Origin of the sequence: Streptomyces sp. NPDC051364, assembly GCF_040682115.1 — a bacterium.
GTDB lineage: Bacteria > Actinomycetota > Actinomycetes > Streptomycetales > Streptomycetaceae > Streptomyces.
This window is the reverse complement of the sequence record NZ_JBFBAH010000007.1, coordinates 37180-53239: the sequence shown is the minus strand read 5'-3', so window position 1 is coordinate 53239 and position 16060 is coordinate 37180. Positions and strand designations below refer to the sequence as shown.

13 protein-coding genes and 1 pseudogene are annotated in these 16060 nt (G+C 72.7%); 11 read left to right on the top strand and 3 right to left on the bottom strand.

Annotated elements, in window-relative coordinates; genetic code table 11:
• Window positions 1-24 precede the first annotated feature (24 nt).
• Together AB0M76_RS17160 and AB0M76_RS17155 are read right to left on the bottom strand one after the other, a co-directional pair.
• Window positions 25-585, bottom strand: a complete 561-nt coding sequence (locus tag AB0M76_RS17160) for a GNAT family N-acetyltransferase (RefSeq protein ID WP_365953600.1) — start codon at window positions 583-585, stop codon at window positions 25-27.
• 91 nt (window positions 586-676) lie between these two features.
• Window positions 677-1939, bottom strand: coding sequence for an MFS transporter (locus AB0M76_RS17155; RefSeq protein ID WP_365953599.1), 1263 nt, complete (start codon window positions 1937-1939; stop codon window positions 677-679).
• A 153-nt stretch (window positions 1940-2092) separates the two neighbouring features.
• On the opposite strand from AB0M76_RS17155, the gene AB0M76_RS17150 reads away from it, so the two are divergent.
• From AB0M76_RS17150 to AB0M76_RS17100, 11 genes and pseudogenes are all read left to right on the top strand, one after another.
• On the top strand, window positions 2093-3127 hold the full coding sequence (locus AB0M76_RS17150; RefSeq protein WP_365953598.1) for an ABC transporter substrate-binding protein: 1035 nt from the start codon (window positions 2093-2095) through the stop codon (window positions 3125-3127).
• Window positions 3117-4232: an iron chelate uptake ABC transporter family permease subunit gene (locus AB0M76_RS17145; protein ID WP_365953597.1), complete on the top strand. Its 1116-nt coding sequence runs from the start codon at window positions 3117-3119 to the stop codon at window positions 4230-4232. The genes AB0M76_RS17150 and AB0M76_RS17145 overlap by 11 nt, the downstream gene beginning before the upstream one ends.
• A pseudogene (locus tag AB0M76_RS17140) lies at window positions 4229-4717 on the top strand (ABC transporter ATP-binding protein); the annotation flags it as partial. The gene AB0M76_RS17145 and the pseudogene AB0M76_RS17140, both read left to right, overlap by 4 nt.
• A gap of 306 nt (window positions 4718-5023) precedes the next feature.
• Complete coding sequence (locus AB0M76_RS17135; protein WP_365953914.1) at window positions 5024-5878, top strand: DUF364 domain-containing protein; 855 nt, start codon at window positions 5024-5026, stop codon at window positions 5876-5878.
• Window positions 5875-6879, top strand: coding sequence for a GHMP kinase (locus AB0M76_RS17130; RefSeq protein WP_365953596.1), 1005 nt, complete (start codon window positions 5875-5877; stop codon window positions 6877-6879). The genes AB0M76_RS17135 and AB0M76_RS17130 overlap by 4 nt, the downstream gene beginning before the upstream one ends.
• Complete coding sequence (locus AB0M76_RS17125) at window positions 6800-7864, top strand: pyridoxal-phosphate dependent enzyme (protein ID WP_365953595.1); 1065 nt, start codon at window positions 6800-6802, stop codon at window positions 7862-7864. The genes AB0M76_RS17130 and AB0M76_RS17125 overlap by 80 nt, the downstream gene beginning before the upstream one ends.
• Before the next feature lie 150 nt (window positions 7865-8014).
• Window positions 8015-9517 (top strand): aldehyde dehydrogenase family protein, encoded by a 1503-nt coding sequence (locus tag AB0M76_RS17120; protein ID WP_365953594.1) that lies wholly within the window; start codon window positions 8015-8017, stop codon window positions 9515-9517.
• A 2-nt stretch (window positions 9518-9519) separates the two neighbouring features.
• Window positions 9520-11046, top strand: coding sequence for a GMC oxidoreductase (locus AB0M76_RS17115; RefSeq protein WP_365953593.1), 1527 nt, complete (start codon window positions 9520-9522; stop codon window positions 11044-11046).
• Window positions 11043-12161 carry a glycine betaine/L-proline ABC transporter ATP-binding protein gene (locus AB0M76_RS17110; RefSeq protein WP_365953592.1) on the top strand — a complete coding sequence of 373 codons (1119 nt, stop codon included), beginning with the start codon at window positions 11043-11045 and terminating at the stop codon, window positions 12159-12161. The genes AB0M76_RS17115 and AB0M76_RS17110 overlap by 4 nt, the downstream gene beginning before the upstream one ends.
• Window positions 12162-12228: 67 nt before the next feature.
• Window positions 12229-14202, top strand: a complete 1974-nt coding sequence (locus AB0M76_RS17105; RefSeq protein WP_365953591.1) for an ABC transporter permease subunit — start codon at window positions 12229-12231, stop codon at window positions 14200-14202.
• 1 nt (window position 14203) lies between these two features.
• The gene (locus tag AB0M76_RS17100) at window positions 14204-15163 is read left to right on the top strand and encodes an ABC transporter substrate-binding protein (RefSeq protein WP_365953590.1); all 960 of its coding nucleotides are present in this window, start codon (window positions 14204-14206) and stop codon (window positions 15161-15163) included.
• 64 nt (window positions 15164-15227) lie between these two features.
• Here AB0M76_RS17100 and AB0M76_RS17095 read toward each other — a convergent pair whose 3' ends face one another.
• The gene (locus AB0M76_RS17095; RefSeq protein ID WP_365953589.1) at window positions 15228-16025 is read right to left on the bottom strand and encodes a VOC family protein; all 798 of its coding nucleotides are present in this window, start codon (window positions 16023-16025) and stop codon (window positions 15228-15230) included.
• Between the last annotated feature and the right edge of the window lie 35 nt (window positions 16026-16060).

The window sequence follows — 16060 nt, the reverse complement described above, 5'->3', positions numbered from 1 at the left end:
GGCGGCTCAGGCAGCTCGGACGGCTCAGGTGGCTCGGAGGGCGAGGTACATGAGGATCTCGTCGCGGTCGTCGCCGGGTGCGACCCGCAGACCGCCGGGCCAGCGCCCGATCTCGCGCCAGCCCAGACGGCCGTAGAACTCCTCGAGCCCCAGCCCGGCCCGGACGGCGATGTGCAGCTGCTCCAGACCCATCTCCTGCAGGGCGAGACCGCGGACGCGGTGCATCAGCGCGGTACCGATGCCGCGGCCGCGGAAGTCGGGGTGGGTCATGACGTGGTTGACGGCGCCGCAGTGCGCGACGAGGGGATGCGGGTCACGGTGCAGAATCAGCCACCCCGCGAGCCTCCCGCCAGCCGTGGCGATCAGCATCCGGGCGCGGCGCGGATCGAGCTCGCCGACGAGCCGGCCCAGGGCCGGGTCGGCCTGGCCGGCGCTCACCGGCGGCATGGGGAGCCCCCGGGGAATGACGGCGCCCCCGGCGTTGATCACCCGTACCCAGCAGTCGACGAGCTGTTCCCGGAGTTCGGCAGTCAGCTCCCGGGGGCGGGTGATCTGCGTGAAGTCGAGTGGTTGCTGCGCGGTCATGGAGCGCAGCTTGCCAGACCCGGCATCGACGGGCGCCCCGGCCTGATCTGGACGGACCGGCCGGGGCGGGGCGTGCCGTGGACGTCGGCGGTCAGTCCGCCGCTGCCGTGGCCGTACGCCCGAAGTGGCGGGCGGTGGGTACCAGCGCCGCCGCGGCCGGGACGAGGAAGCAGGCGGCGGCGCACGCGGCGAGTACGGCGGTGACCCCGAAGGCGTCGATGGCGGGGGCGATCAGCGCGAGCCCGACGGGCGCCAGGCCGTACGAGACGAGGAAGTCCAGTGAGGAGACGCGGGCCAGCTTGTCCGGGGCCACCTCGCGCTGGGTGGCCGTGAACCAGGGCACGTTGAACAGCTCGATGCCGATCCCGGCGACGGCGTACGCGGCGACGACCACGACCGGGTGCACGGGCAGCATCAGGCTCAGCGGCGCGAAGCCGTACACGGCCAGCCCGGCGAAGGCGGCCCAGCCCTGTGAGCGGGGCCGCCGACGGGCGATGACCAGGGCGCCGCCGAGCGCGCCCAGGGTGTACGCGGTCATGGCCGCGGCCAGCACCCACTCGGTGCCGTAGCGGTCCCGGCTGATCAGGGGCAGCGCGACGCTGGTGGCGGAGTAGCCGAGGGCGATGACGGCGACGAGGGCGCCGAGCCCGGCGAGGAACCAGGGATGGCGCCGCGCCTCGCGTATGCCCTCCAGGAATTCGGCGCGGAAACCGGCGCGCGGGGCGGGCTCCGCGGCCGACCCGGATGTGCCGGCGCCCTTGCCCGGGACGAGCGCGGCGACCAGCCAGAGCAGCCCGATGCCGAGCAGCAGCGTCCCGACGTCGAGGAAGGCCGCGAGCAGGGCGGTCAGGGCGGGTCCGGCGAGGGTGGAGCTGCGTACGGCCATGGTCATGGCGGCGTTGGCCTGCTGACGGCGCGCGGGTTCGACGGTCTCGGCGGTGAGCGCCTGGAACGCGGGGCGGCAGGCGCCCTGTCCGGCGCCGGCGAGGGCGGCGGCGGCCGTCATCAGCACGAGCGAGCGCCCGAGTCCGGCGGCGAGGAGGGGCGCGGCGGCCGCCGCCGCGAGGCCGGACCAGAGGACGACCGCGCGGCGGGAGTGCCGGTCGGCAAGTACGCCTCCGACGGCGACGGCGGCGAGGAAGCCGGCGGTGCGGGCGGCGAGGACCAGGCCCAGGCCGGCGGCGCCGAGGTCGCGGTGCAGGACGGCGAGCCCGAGGACGAAGGGCAGGGCCCAGGTCGCGAGGCCGGTGGCGGTGGTCCCCGCCCACAGGCGCAGGAACGCGGGGTCCAGGAGGACCGAACGCGGGGGCGGGGCATCGGTCTTGGCCGCTGTCGGCGCAGGTGTGGTCGCCACGGTATGGGTGCTCCTCGGAGGTGGGGGAGCGGCTCGGCGAACCGCCCCCCGGAGTCGTTAATGAAAATGAATACCATTACAGTACTCTTCGAACGCGGCACTCCTGCCCGGTGCACGACAACACCCACGCCTCCCTCCCAGACCGGAGAACCCATGCGCCATCCCGCCCGCCTCGGCATCGCCCTGACCATCGCCCTCGCCACCGCGGGCTGCTCCACGGCAGCCGGTGACGGCTCCCGGGCGGACGCCGGGCCCGCGGCCCAGGACGGCGCCAGGGCGGCTTCCGTCACCAGCTGCGGCCGACAGGTGTCCTTCGCCGGGCCGCCGCAGCGGACCGTCGCCCTGGACCAGACCTCGACCGAGACCCTGCTGGAACTCGGCCTCCAGGACCGGATGGCGGGGACCGCCAACCTCAAGACGAAGATCCCCGCGCCGTACGAGGCCGCGTACGCCAAGGTCCCCGTCATCGCCCCGAAGATCGCCACCGGCGAGCAACTGAGAGCCGCCACACCCGACTTCGTCGTCGCCGGTTCCACGGACCTCTACACCAAGGACCGGGCCGGCACCCGCGAGGAACTGGACGCCCTCAAGGTCCCCACCTTCGTCAGCGCCGTGGACTGCCCGCAGCAGAACCCGGCCGGCAGGACCCCCTTCGAGCTGCTCTTCTCCGACTACGAGAACCTGGGCAAGCTCTTCGGCGCCGAGGAGCGGGCCGGGAAACTCGCGGCCGACCAGCGCGCGGCGGTCGCCCGGGCCGGGGAGAACGCCTCCAAGGCCGGCCAAGGCGCGGACCGGCCGACGGTCGTCCACCTCTACTCCGTCTTCAACGGCATGCCGTACGTGGCGGGCAGGACCGGGCTGCCCAGTGAGATGAGCCGGATCGTCGGCGCGAAGAACGCCTTCGACGACGTCGACGAGGACTGGCCGGAGGTCACCTGGGAGGAAGTCGCCCGGCGAGACCCGGACTTCATCGTGATCGGAGACCTGTCCGAGCGCGGCCGTCCCGGCGACAGCGCCGCCGAGAAGCGTGCCGCGATGGCTCAGCACCCGGTGATCTCGAAGCTGGCCGCCGTCCGCGAGAACAAGATCCTCGAGGTGCCCGGCATCGAGCTGGACCCCTCCGTACGCTCCGTCCACGCCCTCGGGCTGCTGGCGAACGGCATGAAGGACCTCGGGTATGTCCGCTGAGCCGGACACCCCGAAGGCCCCGGCGGATCTCCTGCTTCCGGCGGCCCGCGGGCGGGTGGTGACCGGGGGCTCCACCATCACCCGGCCCGGCCGGTCCGCGGCGGCCCACGCGGTCGTCCTGCTCCTGGCCGCAGGCGCCCTGGCGGGCTCGGTGGCGGCTGCCGTGCGCACCGGCACCGCCGACGTGAGCTGGACCGACATAGCCCGGGTCCTCGGCTCCCACCTCGGCCTGGACGTGGAGCCGTTGCCCCCGCTGGCGGACTCCCTCATCTGGGACCTGCGGCTGCCGCGCGTGCTGATGGCCGCCCTCGTCGGCGCCTCGCTCGCCGTGTGCGGAACGGTGCTCCAGGCGGTCACCCGCAACGCACTCGCCGACCCCTACCTGCTCGGAGTCTCCTCCGGCGCGTCGACGGGAGCCGTCACCGTCGTCGTCCTCGGGATCGGCGCGAGCACGCTCGGGGCCACCGGCGGCGCGCTCGCCGGCGCACTGCTCTCCTTCGGCCTGCTCCTGCTGTTGCTACGCCGCACCGGGCTGGATTCCGTCCGGATCGTCCTCACCGGCGTGGTGGTCGGCCAGCTGTTCACCGCAGTGACCTCGCTGGTCCTGATGGCCTCGGCGGACGCGGACACCACGCGGGCCGTCACCCACTGGCTGCTGGGCTCGATGGCGCCGGCCCGCTGGGACACCGTCGTGGTCTGCGCGATCGTCACGCCGCTGGGGCTGCTGGTGGCGTGGCTCTGCTCGAACGCCCTGGACGGGCTCGCGTTCGGCGCCGACACGGCCGCTTCGCTCGGGATCGGGGTACGGCACACGCGGATGCTGCTGCTCGTGGTCACGGCCGCGCTGACCGCGGTCGCGGTGGCCACCGTCGGAGCCATCGGCTTCGTCGGGCTGATCGTCCCCCACGGGGTGCGGTTCCTCGTCGGGCCGCTGCACCGGCTGCTGCTGCCGTACTCGGCGCTGGTGGGCGCGGTGTTCCTGGTCTGGACGGACGCGCTGGCACGGATCGCCTTTGCACCGCGAGAGGTTCCCGTCGGCGTGATCACCGCCCTGCTCGGCGCACCGCTCTTCCTCCTCGTGCTGCGCAAGCGGGGTGAACTGTGAGGATCACCGCCGAGGAGCTCAGCTGGTCGGTGGCGGGCACGCAGGTCGTACGCGAGGTCAGCGCGGACATCGCCCCCGGCGAGACGGTCGGGCTGCTCGGGCCCAACGGCTCGGGCAAGTCCTCGCTGCTGCGCTGCCTGGCCGGCCTGCGGGTCCCCGACGCGGGCACGGTCCGGTACGACGGCGAGTCCGTACGCCAGTGGAGTGCGCGGCGGCTCGCCCGTCATGTGGCCTTCGTCGAACAGGACTCGGGCGCGGACAGCGATCTGCCGGTCGCCGACGTCGTGGGCCTGGGCCGGATCTCGTTCCGGGACCGCTGGCGCGGGCCGGACGCCACCGACCGGGCGGTGGTCGCCGCCGCACTGGAACGCGTCGGACTCACCGCGCTCGCCGGCCGCTCCTGGAAGGCCCTGTCGGGCGGCGAGCGGCAGCGCGCCCACATCGCCCGCGCGCTGGCCCAGCAGCCGTACGGGCTCCTGCTCGACGAGCCGACGAACCACCTCGACGTCAGACACCGGTTGGAACTGATGGAGCTGCTGGCCGGCACGGGCCGGACGGTCCTGGTCGCGCTGCACGACCTGTCGCTCGCCGCCCGGTACTGCGACCGGCTGCTGCTCCTGCACCACGGCCGCCTGATCGCCTCCGGCACCCCGGCCGCCGTTCTCACCACCGAGCGGCTCGCCGAGGTCTTCGAGGTCGACGCCGAACTGACCACCGACGCCTTGGGCCACCCCATGGTGACCTACCGCGGGCCGCTCGGCGCCCCAACTCGCCCTGTGAAAAGGAACCCCATGCATCGCACGACCTCAACCCCCACCCCTGCCCTCGTGACCTCCGTCGACGGGCTCATCGAGGCCGTCCTGGCCGGTGAACACGGCCCGCGCCCCTCCGAACTCGTCGCCACGAGCGTGTTCTGGATCCATCACGGCACCCGCCTGGCCGGCGGCGACACCACCTACCTCAACCAGTACGTACTGGTCCGCCTCGGCGGCTCCTTCGGCGCCTGTGCCTTTGAGGCCGGCGAGATCGCCCCGTCGATCTGCCGCGACTCCTCCGGCACCCCGCTCGACGTCCTGCTGCGCGAGGGCTCGCGCCCGCTGAGGATCGCCGCCCTCGACGCCTACCTCTGCGGGACCCGCCCGCACCACGTGGCCGGCGAGACGGGAGACGCCGAGCCCGTGACCCTCCCCGCCGGTACCCCGGAGGTCCGCGCGAAGGCCCGCGACGCGGCCATCGCCGGACTGCTCGACATCGAGGAGGGCGCCCGGGTCGGCCTCATCGGCGTGGTCAACCCGCTGGTCGCCGCGATCCGCGAGCGCGGCGGCGAACCGCTGCCCTGCGACTTCAACCTCAAGGCCACCCAGTGGGGCGACCCCGTCACCGACGACATGCACGAGGTGCTGGAGCGCGCCGAGGCCGTCGTCGCCACCGGAATGACCCTGAGCAACGGCTCGTTCGACACCATCCTGGAGCGCTGCCGGACCCGCGGCATCCCGCTGGTCGTCTACGCGCAGACCGGCAGCGCCGTCGCCCGCGCGTTCCTCGGCTCGGGCGTGACCGCGCTGTCCGCGGAACCGTTCCCGTTCTCCCAGTTCAGCGCCGAGGAGACGGTCCTCTACCGCTACCGGACGGGGAGCCGCGCGTGATCCCCACCGGCACCGGGGACGCCCCCTGCCACCACGGCGAGATCCTCCAGGGCGTCTTCCTCGACGACGACGGCCGCAGGTGCGCGGGCCTGGTCACCCTCCCCATGGCCGGCCCGGGAAGCCACGCCGAGTTCGTCCGCCGGCCCGGTACGGCGCCCGGGGCGCTCACCGGCGTACCCGCCGACCGTACGAAAGCCGTACGGGCCGCGGCCCTCGCGGTGGCGGAGTGCGCCGAGCGGACCGGACAGCCGCCCTGCGGAGGGGAGTTGCGGCTCACCGGAGACATCCCGGTGGGCCTGGGCATGGGCAGCTCCACCAGCGACGTCATCGCCACCGTGCGCGCGGTCGCGGACTCGTACGGACTGCGGCTGCCCCCGGACACCGTGGCCCGGCTGGCCGTCCACGCGGAACTGGCCTGCGATCCGCTGATGATGGACGGCCGGCCGGTGCTCTTCGCGCAGCGGGAGGGCCGGGTGCTGGAGGTCATCGGCCCGGCGATGCCGCCGCTGGTCGTCGTGGGCTGCTCCCTCGGCGGGGGTGCGCCCGTCGACACCCTCTCCCTGCCCGTCCGGGACGCCTCCGAGGCCGACGTACGGGCCTTCGAGCGGCTGCGCACGCTGCTGCGCCGGGCGGTGGCCACCGCGGACGCCCGGCTCCTCGGCGCGGTCGCCACCGCCAGCGCCTTGCGCGGCCAGCAGACCCTGGGCCACCCGGAGTTCGACGCCCTGACGGGCATTGCCCGGCGGGCCGGAGGGGTCGGCGTGCAGATCGCGCACAGCGGCGCGGTGGCGGGAGTGCTGTTCGACCCGGCCGCCCCGGGCCTGCGGCACCGCGTGCGCAGCTGCCTGCGCGCCCTCGACGCCCACGGCATCCCTGCCACCCGGACCTTCACGACCTTCACCACCACCCAGGAGAGCCTGCATGGACCAGCACATCGCGGAGGCGATCGGCCGTCCGGACCTGATACGTCTCGACGACCGGCTCATCTGCCTGCGCTTTGAAACGATGAAGGTGGTCTCCGCCCTCGCGGCGGTGCGCCACCTGCTGGACACCGGCGCGGTGCGCCGCGGGGACACCTTGCTGGACAGCTCCAGCGGCATCTACGCGTACGCCCTTGCCCTGGCCTGCCACCGGTACGGCATGCGCTGCCACATCGTCGGCTCGACGACGGTGGACCGCACGCTGCGCACCCAGCTCGCCGTACTCGGGGCGACGCTGGAGCAGATGGCACCGTGCAGCGACCTCAAGCTCGACCAGAAGCGGCGCGTGGCGCGGATCCACGAGATCCTCGCCGTGCACCCCGAGTACCACTGGATGCGGCAGTACCACGACGACATCCACTACCTCGGCTACCGCGCGATCGCCGACCGGATCCGGCAGGAGACCGGTGACGTGACCGGGCTCACCGTGGTCGGCGGGGTCGGCTCGGGGGCGTCCACGGGCGCTCTCGCCCGCTATCTGCGCGGGGCCGCCGCCGGCCCGGCCGATGTCGAACTCGTCGGCGTCCAGCCGTACGGCAGCCTCACCTTCGGCGCCGAACACGTTTCCGACCCCGAGATCATCATCGCCGGGATCGGCAGCTCCATCCCCTTCGGGAACGTCTCGCACGAGATGTACGACACCCTGCACTGGATCTCCTTCGACGCGGCGCTGGCCGGCAGCGTCGACCTGCTGCGCCGGCACGCGGTCTTCGCGGGGCTGTCGACCGGAGCCGGCTACCTCGCCGCCCGCCACGAACGCGGGCGCTCGCCCGAGCGCACGGTCCTGTTCATCGCCGCCGACACCGGCCACCGCTACGTCGACACCGTCCACGCCCGTCACCGCGAGGCCGCGGGGATCGCGGACCTCGTCCCGCAGGAGGTCTCCGACCGGAGCCGGCTGGCCCTTCCCTGGTCCCGTATGCGCTGGAACCGCGCCCCGGCGCCGGATACAGGCCTGCCGACTCCACGGCGTGCACACCCCTGTTTTCCTACTCCAACGATCTGACCCATATGTCCTTATTTGTATGGTCTTCGTGAGTGAAGCAGAACACTCTCCGCAACGTTTTGCGCATGGATCCCGGGTGCCCGGGCAGGCGGCCGGACTGCTGGTGCAAACCGGCAGGGGGATTCGAAGAAGCGAAAGGCCATACGCAACGTGACCGGAGCACAACAGACCATCCATGTGGGCGGAGAGTGGCGCGCAGCCCTGTCCGGCGCCACCCGCGAGATCATCGACCCCGTCGACGCGAGCCCCTTCGCGGTCGTCGCGGAGGGCGGCGTCCAGGACACCGACGACGCCGTGGCGGCGGCACGAGCCGCGTTCGACGCCGGCGCCTGGCCGCGTACGCCGGTCGCCGAGCGCGCCGCCCTGCTGCGGCGGGTCGCCACCCTGCTGGAGCGCGACCGCGAGCGGATCGGCGCCCTGGAGAGCCAGGACGCGGGCAAGACGCTGGAAGAGGGCCGCGTCGACGTCGACTGCGTCCGCGATGCGTTCCTCTACTTCGCCGACCTCGTGGCGAACGAGGACGGCGGACGGGTCGTCGACGCCGGTTCGGACGAGATCCGCAGTGTCGTCGTCCACGAGCCGGTCGGCGTCTGCGCCCTGATCACGCCGTGGAACTACCCGCTGCTCCAGGCCAGCTGGAAGATCGCGCCCGCACTCGCCGCCGGCAACACGTTCGTGATCAAGCCCAGTGAGATCACCCCGCTGACCACCGTCGTGCTGATCGAACTGCTCCTGGAGGCCGGACTGCCACTCGGCGCGGCCAACATCGTCACCGGTCCCGGCGACACCGTCGGCGCCCGGCTCGCCGAGCACCCGGATGTCGACCTCATCTCGTTCACGGGCGGTCTGGTCAGCGGTACGAAGGTCGCCAGGGCGGCAGCCGACAGCGTGAAGAAGGTCGCCCTCGAACTGGGCGGCAAGAACCCCAACGTCGTGTTCGCCGACGCATGTTCGACGCCCGAGGGGTTCGACACCGCCGTCGACCAGGCGCTCAACGCCGCCTTCATCCACAGCGGCCAGGTCTGCTCCGCCGGCTCCCGCCTCATCGTCGAGGAGCCGCTGCGCGAGCGATTCGTCGCCGAGCTCGCCCGCCGGGCCGAACTGATCCGGCTGGGACGCGGCACCGATGCGGGCGTCGAGTGCGGTCCGCTGGTCTCCGCGGCCCAGTTGGCGAGGACGGAGGAGTACGTGGCCTCCGCTCTCGCCGAGGGCGCGGTCCTGCGCGCAGGAGGCGGGCAGCCGGCCGGTCCCGGCTACTTCTTCCGGCCCACGGTCCTCGACCGGTGCCACCGCGGCATGCGCGTCGTGCGCGAAGAGGTCTTCGGCCCCGTCCTGACCGTGGAGACCTTCCGTACCGAGGAGGAGGCCGTCGCCCTCGCCAACGACACCGAGTACGGCCTCGCCGGAGCGGTGTGGACCTCCGACGAACAGCGTGCCCGGCGGGTCGCCGCCCGGCTGCGCCACGGCACCGTCTGGATCAACGACTTCCACCCCTACCTGCCTCAGGCGGAATGGGGCGGCTTCGGGAAGTCCGGCATCGGCCGCGAACTGGGCCCCGGCGGTTTCGCCGAATACCGCGAGGCCAAGCACATCTACCAGAACCTCGCTCCGCGCCCTGTGCGCTGGTTCGCGGGCGCGACGGCGAAGGGCTGAGCATGAACGACCATCACGTGTACGACTACGTCGTCGTCGGCGGCGGCACCGCGGGTTCCGTGATCGCCTCTCGCCTCACCGAGGACCCGGACGTCAGCGTCGCCGTCATCGAGGGCGGCCCCAGCGACGTCGGCCGCGACGACGTCCTCACCCTGCGCCGCTGGATGGGCCTGCTCGGCGGCGAACTGGACTACGACTACCCCACCACCGAGCAGCCCCGGGGTAACTCGCACATCCGCCACAGCCGTGCGCGGGTGCTGGGCGGCTGTTCCTCGCACAACACCCTCATCGCGTTCAAACCCCTCCCCTCCGACTGGGACGAGTGGGCGCAGGCCGGCGCCGAGGGGTGGGACGCGGCGGCCATGGACCCCTACTTCGCCCGGCTGCGCAACAACATCGTCCCCGTCGGCGAAGCGGACCGGAACGCGATCGCCCGGGACTTCGTCGACGCGGCGCAGGCCGCGCTCGGTGTTCCGCGCGTCGAGGGCTTCAACAAGCGCCCTTTCCACGAGGGCGCCGGCTTCTTCGACCTCGCCTACCACCCGGAGAACAACAAGCGCTCGTCCGCCTCCGTCGCCTATCTGCACCCCTTCCTGGACCGGCCGAACCTGCACATCGCCCTGGAGACCTGGGCGTTCCGGCTGGAGCTGGAGGGCGCCCGCGCCACCGGCGTGCACATCCGTACCAAGGAGGGCGCGGAGCACGTCGTGCGCGCCCGGCGCGAGGTCCTGGTGTGCGCGGGGGCCGTGGACACCCCGCGCCTGCTGCTGCACTCCGGCATCGGGCCGCGCGCCGACCTGGAGAAGCTCGGCATTCCCGTCGTGCACGACCTGCCGGGCGTCGGGGAGAACCTCCTCGACCACCCCGAGTCGGTCATCGTGTGGGAGACGCACGGTCCGATCCCGGAGAACTCCGCGATGGACTCCGACGCCGGCCTGTTCGTCCGCCGGGACCCGGAGGCCGAGGGCCCGGACCTGATGTTCCACTTCTACCAGATCCCCTTCACCGACAATCCGGAGCGCCTGGGCTACGAACGGCCCGCGCACGGCGTGTCGATGACCCCGAACATCCCCAAGCCGCGCAGCCGCGGCCGGCTCTACCTGACGAGCGCCGACCCCGAGGACAAGCCCGCCCTCGACTTCCGGTACTTCACCGACGAGGACGACTACGACGGCCGCACCCTCGTCGACGGGATCCGCATCGCCCGGCGGATCGCGGCGAGCGAACCGCTGGCCGGATGGCTCAGGCGCGAGGTGTGCCCGGGGCCCGAGGTGACCTCCGACGAGGAGCTCAGCGCGTACGCACGCCAGGTCGCGCACACCGTCTACCACCCGGCCGGCACCTGCCGGATGGGAGCCGCCGACGACGAACTCGCCGTCGTCGCGCCCGATCTGAGGATCCGGGGCCTCGAGGGCATCCGGATCGCCGACGCGTCCGTCTTCCCGACCATGACCGCCGTCAACCCGATGATCGGCGTGCTCATGGTCGGCGAGAAATGCGCCGACCTGCTGGGAGGAACCACCCGATGAACACCGCGCCGCACACCACGACTCTGCCGGACACCGCGGCCGCGCCGCAGACCCTGCCGCAGATCCCCGCGGAATCCGTCTTCTCCGTACGCGACCTGTGGAAGGTCTTCGGTCCCAAGGCCGACCGCGTGCCGGCCGACAAGGAGCTCGCGGCCCTCGGCGCCGCCGAGCTGCGCGAGCGCACCGGCTGCACCGCCGCCGTCCGCGACGTCTCCTTCGACGTCCGCAAGGGCGAGGTCTTCGTCGTCATGGGCCTGTCCGGCTCGGGCAAGTCCACGCTCGTACGCTGCCTCACCCGGCTCATCGAACCCACCTCGGGCACGATCTCCATCGACGGCGAGGACGTGCTGTCCATGGACACCGGCCGGCTCCGGGAGCTGCGCCGGCACCGGGCGGCCATGGTCTTCCAGCACTTCGGGCTGCTGCCCCACCGGACGGTGCTCGACAACATCGCCTACGGACTGGAGATCCAGGGCGTAGGACGCGCCGAACGGCGTGAGCGGGCGGCGGAGTTCGTGACCAAGGTCGGCCTGGACGGCATGGAGCACCGCAGGCCGAGCCAGTTGTCCGGCGGCCAGCAGCAGCGTGTGGGCCTTGCCCGCGCACTCGCCGTGGACCCCGAAGTCCTGCTGTTCGACGAGCCGTTCAGTGCGCTGGACCCGCTCATCCGCCGGGACATGCAGGAGGAGGTCGTACGCCTGCACCGGGAGGAGGGACGCACGATGGTCTTCATCACGCACGACCTGAGCGAGGCGCTGAAGCTCGGCGACCGCATCGCGCTGATGCGCGACGGCCGGATCGTGCAGCTCGGCACGCCGGAGGAGATCGTGGGCGCCCCCGCCGACGACTACGTCAGGGACTTCGTCCGGGACGTGCCGCGCGAGCAGGTGCTGACGGTCCGCTCGGCGATGCGCCCCGCTCGCGCCGACGAGTCCGAGGCCGGCCCCGCGCTCGCTCCGAGTGCCACCGTCCACGAGGCCATCGAGGCCGTCGTCCGAACAGGCGTGAACGCGCGGGTCGTCGAGGACGGCAGGTGCGTCGGTGTGGTCGACCACGCGGGACTCCTCGGTGTCGTCGCCGGGGTACCGGCCGCGACCGGGAAGGCGGTGGCCTGATGTATTCCCATACGACCTGGCCGCCGCCGTGCGGCACGACCGGCGCCGACGCCGGGCGGTGGGGCCGATGACCGCCACCGTCACCCCTGCTTCTGCGAGCTCTGCGACCGCCACCGGCGCCGGACCCGGTGTGCTGCGCGCGCTCGCGCGCCACCGCGGCCGGCTGATCGGCGCCGGCGCGGCCCTCGCACTCGTCCTCGGTTCCGTACTCCTGGGCGCCGGAAACTGGCCGGCGGCGCTCTCCGTCGACCTGTCGGGACCGCTCAAGCACACCAGCGACTGGATCATCGACAACCGCGACGGACACCCCCTCTTCCTGTACTTCCTCGGGCACGTCAGCAACGTCGTGGTCGTCTCCGTCCGCGCGGTGTACCTGGTGCTGCTCGCCCTCGGCTGGGCCGGCGTCACCGCCGCCGCCGGGCTGCTGGCCTGGCGCGTCGCCGGAGTCCGGCTCGCGCTGACCTCCGCCGCCGCCTTCGCCGTGTGCGGACTGCTCGGCATGTGGGTGCCCACCATGCAGACGCTCGCCCTGATGGTGGTCGCCGTCGCCGCGTCCGTGCTGCTCGGAGGCCTCCTCGGACTGGCCGCCGGCCTGTCGGACCGTATGCACCGGATCCTGCGGCCGGTGCTGGACACCATGCAGGTGCTGCCGGCCTTCGCGTACCTCCTGCCCGTCGTCCTGGTCTTCGGCATCGGAGTGCCCGCGGCCGTCCTGGCCACCGTCGTCTACGCGGCCCCGCCCATGGCCCGCCTCACCGCGCTCGGGCTGCGCGGCGCGGACGCCGGGGTCGTGGAGGCCGCCACCTCCCTCGGCGCCACCGGCAGGCAGCGGCTGCTGACGGCCCGGCTGCCGCTGGCCCGCAAGGAGCTGCTGCTCGGCGTCAACCAGTCGATCATGATGGCGCTGGGCATGGCCGTGATCGCGTCCGTCATCGGCGCGGGCGGCCTCGGCGACCGCGTCTACCAGGCGCTGGCCTCCGTCGACGTCGGCGCCGCGCTCGCCGCCGGCGTGCCGATCGTGCTGCTCGCCATCGTCCTGGACCGGGTCACCGCCGCGGCGGGGGAGCGGATCGGCGCGGCTCCGGCCCGCCGGTCCGCGCTCGGCCGGACCGTCGCTGCCGTGGTGACCGTCGCCGTCGCCGTCGGGGCCCGCCTGCTCGACCGGCTCTCCTGGCCCGACGCGTGGACGGTGGACATCGCCGAGCCCGTCAACGGGGCGGTCGACTGGATGACCGCCCACCTCTACTCCGGCGTGCCCCTCGTCGGCGGCACCGCCGACTGGGCGGGGCACTTCACCACGTGGATCCTCAACCCCCTGCGCGACGGACTGCAGTGGCTGCCCTGGTGGGCGGTCCTGCTGACCGTCGGCGCCCTCGCCCTGCTCATCGGCACCTGGCGCACCGCCGCGACCGCCGTCCTGGCGATGGCCGCGATCGGCGTGCTGGGTGTCTGGGACCCGGCGCTCGACACGCTGTCCCAGGTACTGGCCGCCGTCGCCGTGACGCTGCTGCTCGGCTTCGCCCTCGGGGTCGCCGCGGCCCGCAGCACCCGCTTGGGACGCGCGCTGCGTCCGGTCCTCGACGTCTTCCAGACGATGCCGCAGTTCGTGTACCTGATCCCCGTGGTCGCCCTGTTCGGCGTGGGCCGCGCCCCGGCGGTCGCGGCCGCCGTGGTCTACGCGCTGCCCGCCGTCGTACGGATCACGGCCCAGGGCGTGCGCGCGGTGGACCCGGCCGCTCTGGAGTCCTCGCGCTCGCTGGGCGCGACCGGGCGGCAGCAGCTGTTCCAGGTCCAGCTGCCGCTGGCACGGCCCGCGCTGCTGCTGGCCGTCAACCAGGGCGTGGTGCTCGTTCTCGCCGTCGTCGTCATCGGCGGCCTCGTGGGTGGCGGGGCGCTCGGCTACGACGCGGTCTTCGGTCTCGCCCAGGGCGACCTGGCGACCGGTCTGGTCGCCGGTGCGGCGATCGTCTGCCTCGGCCTGATGCTCGACCGCGTCACCCAGCCGACACAACGCCGCGACCTCGCCGGAAAGGGGGCCTGACATGGCTCGCACACGCTCCGCCGCACTCGCGGCCGCCGTCGCCCTGACGGCCCTCACGGGCTGCGCCGCCGCCGACATGACCCGCCAGGCCTCCCCGTACGCCGACGCGAAGGGCTCCCGCACGGTGACGCTGTCCGTGCAGTCGTGGGTGGGCGCGCAGGCCAACGTCGCCGTCGCCCAGTACCTGCTGGAGCACGAGCTCGGCTACCGGGTGGACACCGTCCAGATCGACGAGGTACCCGCCTGGGACGCGCTCAGCCAGGGCCGGGTGGACGCCATCCTGGAGGACTGGGGCCACCCGGAGCAGGAGAAGCGGTACGTCGACGACAAGGGGACGATCAAGCGAGGTGGCGATCTCGGGGTGACCGGCCACATCGGCTGGTTCGTGCCGACGTACTTCGCCGAGGAGCACCCGGACGTCACCGACTGGAAGAACCTGAACAAGTACGCCGACCAGTTCCGTACCGCGGAGAGCGGCGGCAGGGGCCAGCTGCTGGACGGCTCCCCGTCCTACGTGACGAACGACAAGGCGCTCGTGAACAACCTGGGCCTCGACTACCAGGTCGTGTTCGCGGGCTCGGAGGCGGCGCAGATCACGCAGATCAGGCAGTTCGCCAAGGAGAAGAAGCCGTTCCTGAGCTACTGGTACAAGCCCCAGTGGCTGTTCGAGAAGGTCCCGATGACGGAGGTGGAGCTGCCCGCCTACGCGGAGGGCTGTGACGCCGACCCGGCGAAGGTGGCCTGCGCGTACCCGCACACGCCGCTGCAGAAGTTCCTCAACGCCCGCTTCGCGGACGGGGGAGGTGACGCCGCCGCCTTCCTGAAGAAGTTCCGGTGGACGACCGAGATGCAGAACGACGTCGCCCTGATGATCGCGGACCAGAAGCTGTCGCCACAGGAAGCGGCGGGCCGCTGGGTGAAGGAGAACGAGGCCACGTGGCGGGCCTGGCTGCCGTCCTGACGCGGGTGCCCGGAGGGGGGATCCAAAGGATCCCCCCTCCGGGCACCTGACCTCGCTCCTGGGCTCAGCTCCGGACCGGGGTGAGGACCACGAAGTCGGCGTTCGACGGGTCGAGGCAGACGGCGAGCCGGCCGACGCCCTCCGCGTCCTCCGGCCCCATCTGCACGCTGCCGCCGTTCTCGGTGACCTTGGCGACCGCTGCGTCGCAGTCGGCAACGGCGAAGACGGGGTGCCAGTACGGCCGTCCGTTCGTGAGGGCGAGGTTCTCCCCGGGCAGCTGCATGAGGCCGCCGTGCATGCGCTCCTCGGGGAGTCCGGCCGGAGTGATGAGGGTGTACGTGCCCCCGCCGCCGGGCAGTCCCATGTCACTGAACTGCCAGCCGAAGACGCCGCCGTAGAAGTCCTTGGCGGCCGCGGCGTCGCTCGTGTACAGCTCGGTCCAGCACAGCGAGCCCGGCTCGTCCACCAGCTCGGCGCCCTTGTTCGTTCCCGCCTCCCAGACGGCGAACTGTCCCCCCAGCGGGTCGCTGTACTGCGCCATCCGGCCCCAGTCGTCGAGACCCATCGGAGCGACCCGAACCGTGCCGCCCGCGCGCTCCACCGCCTGGGTGGTGGCGTCCGCGTCGGTGACGCTGTAGTAGATCATCCAGGCCGGGCGTGCGCCCTCCTCGGTGAGTTTGCCGAGCCCGGCGACGACCTTGCCGTCCTTCCGGAACATCCCGCCTTCCGTGTCCTCCCCCTCGCCCATGGACTCGTAGTCCCACCCGAGGACGGCGCCGTAGAAGGCCGCGGCCGTCCGGACGTCGGGGGCGCCGAGATCGAGCCAACAGGGGGAGCCGGGCGCAAAGTCATTGGTGATCATGCCTATTGCCTTTCGGAGGGCCTGTACGACCTCAG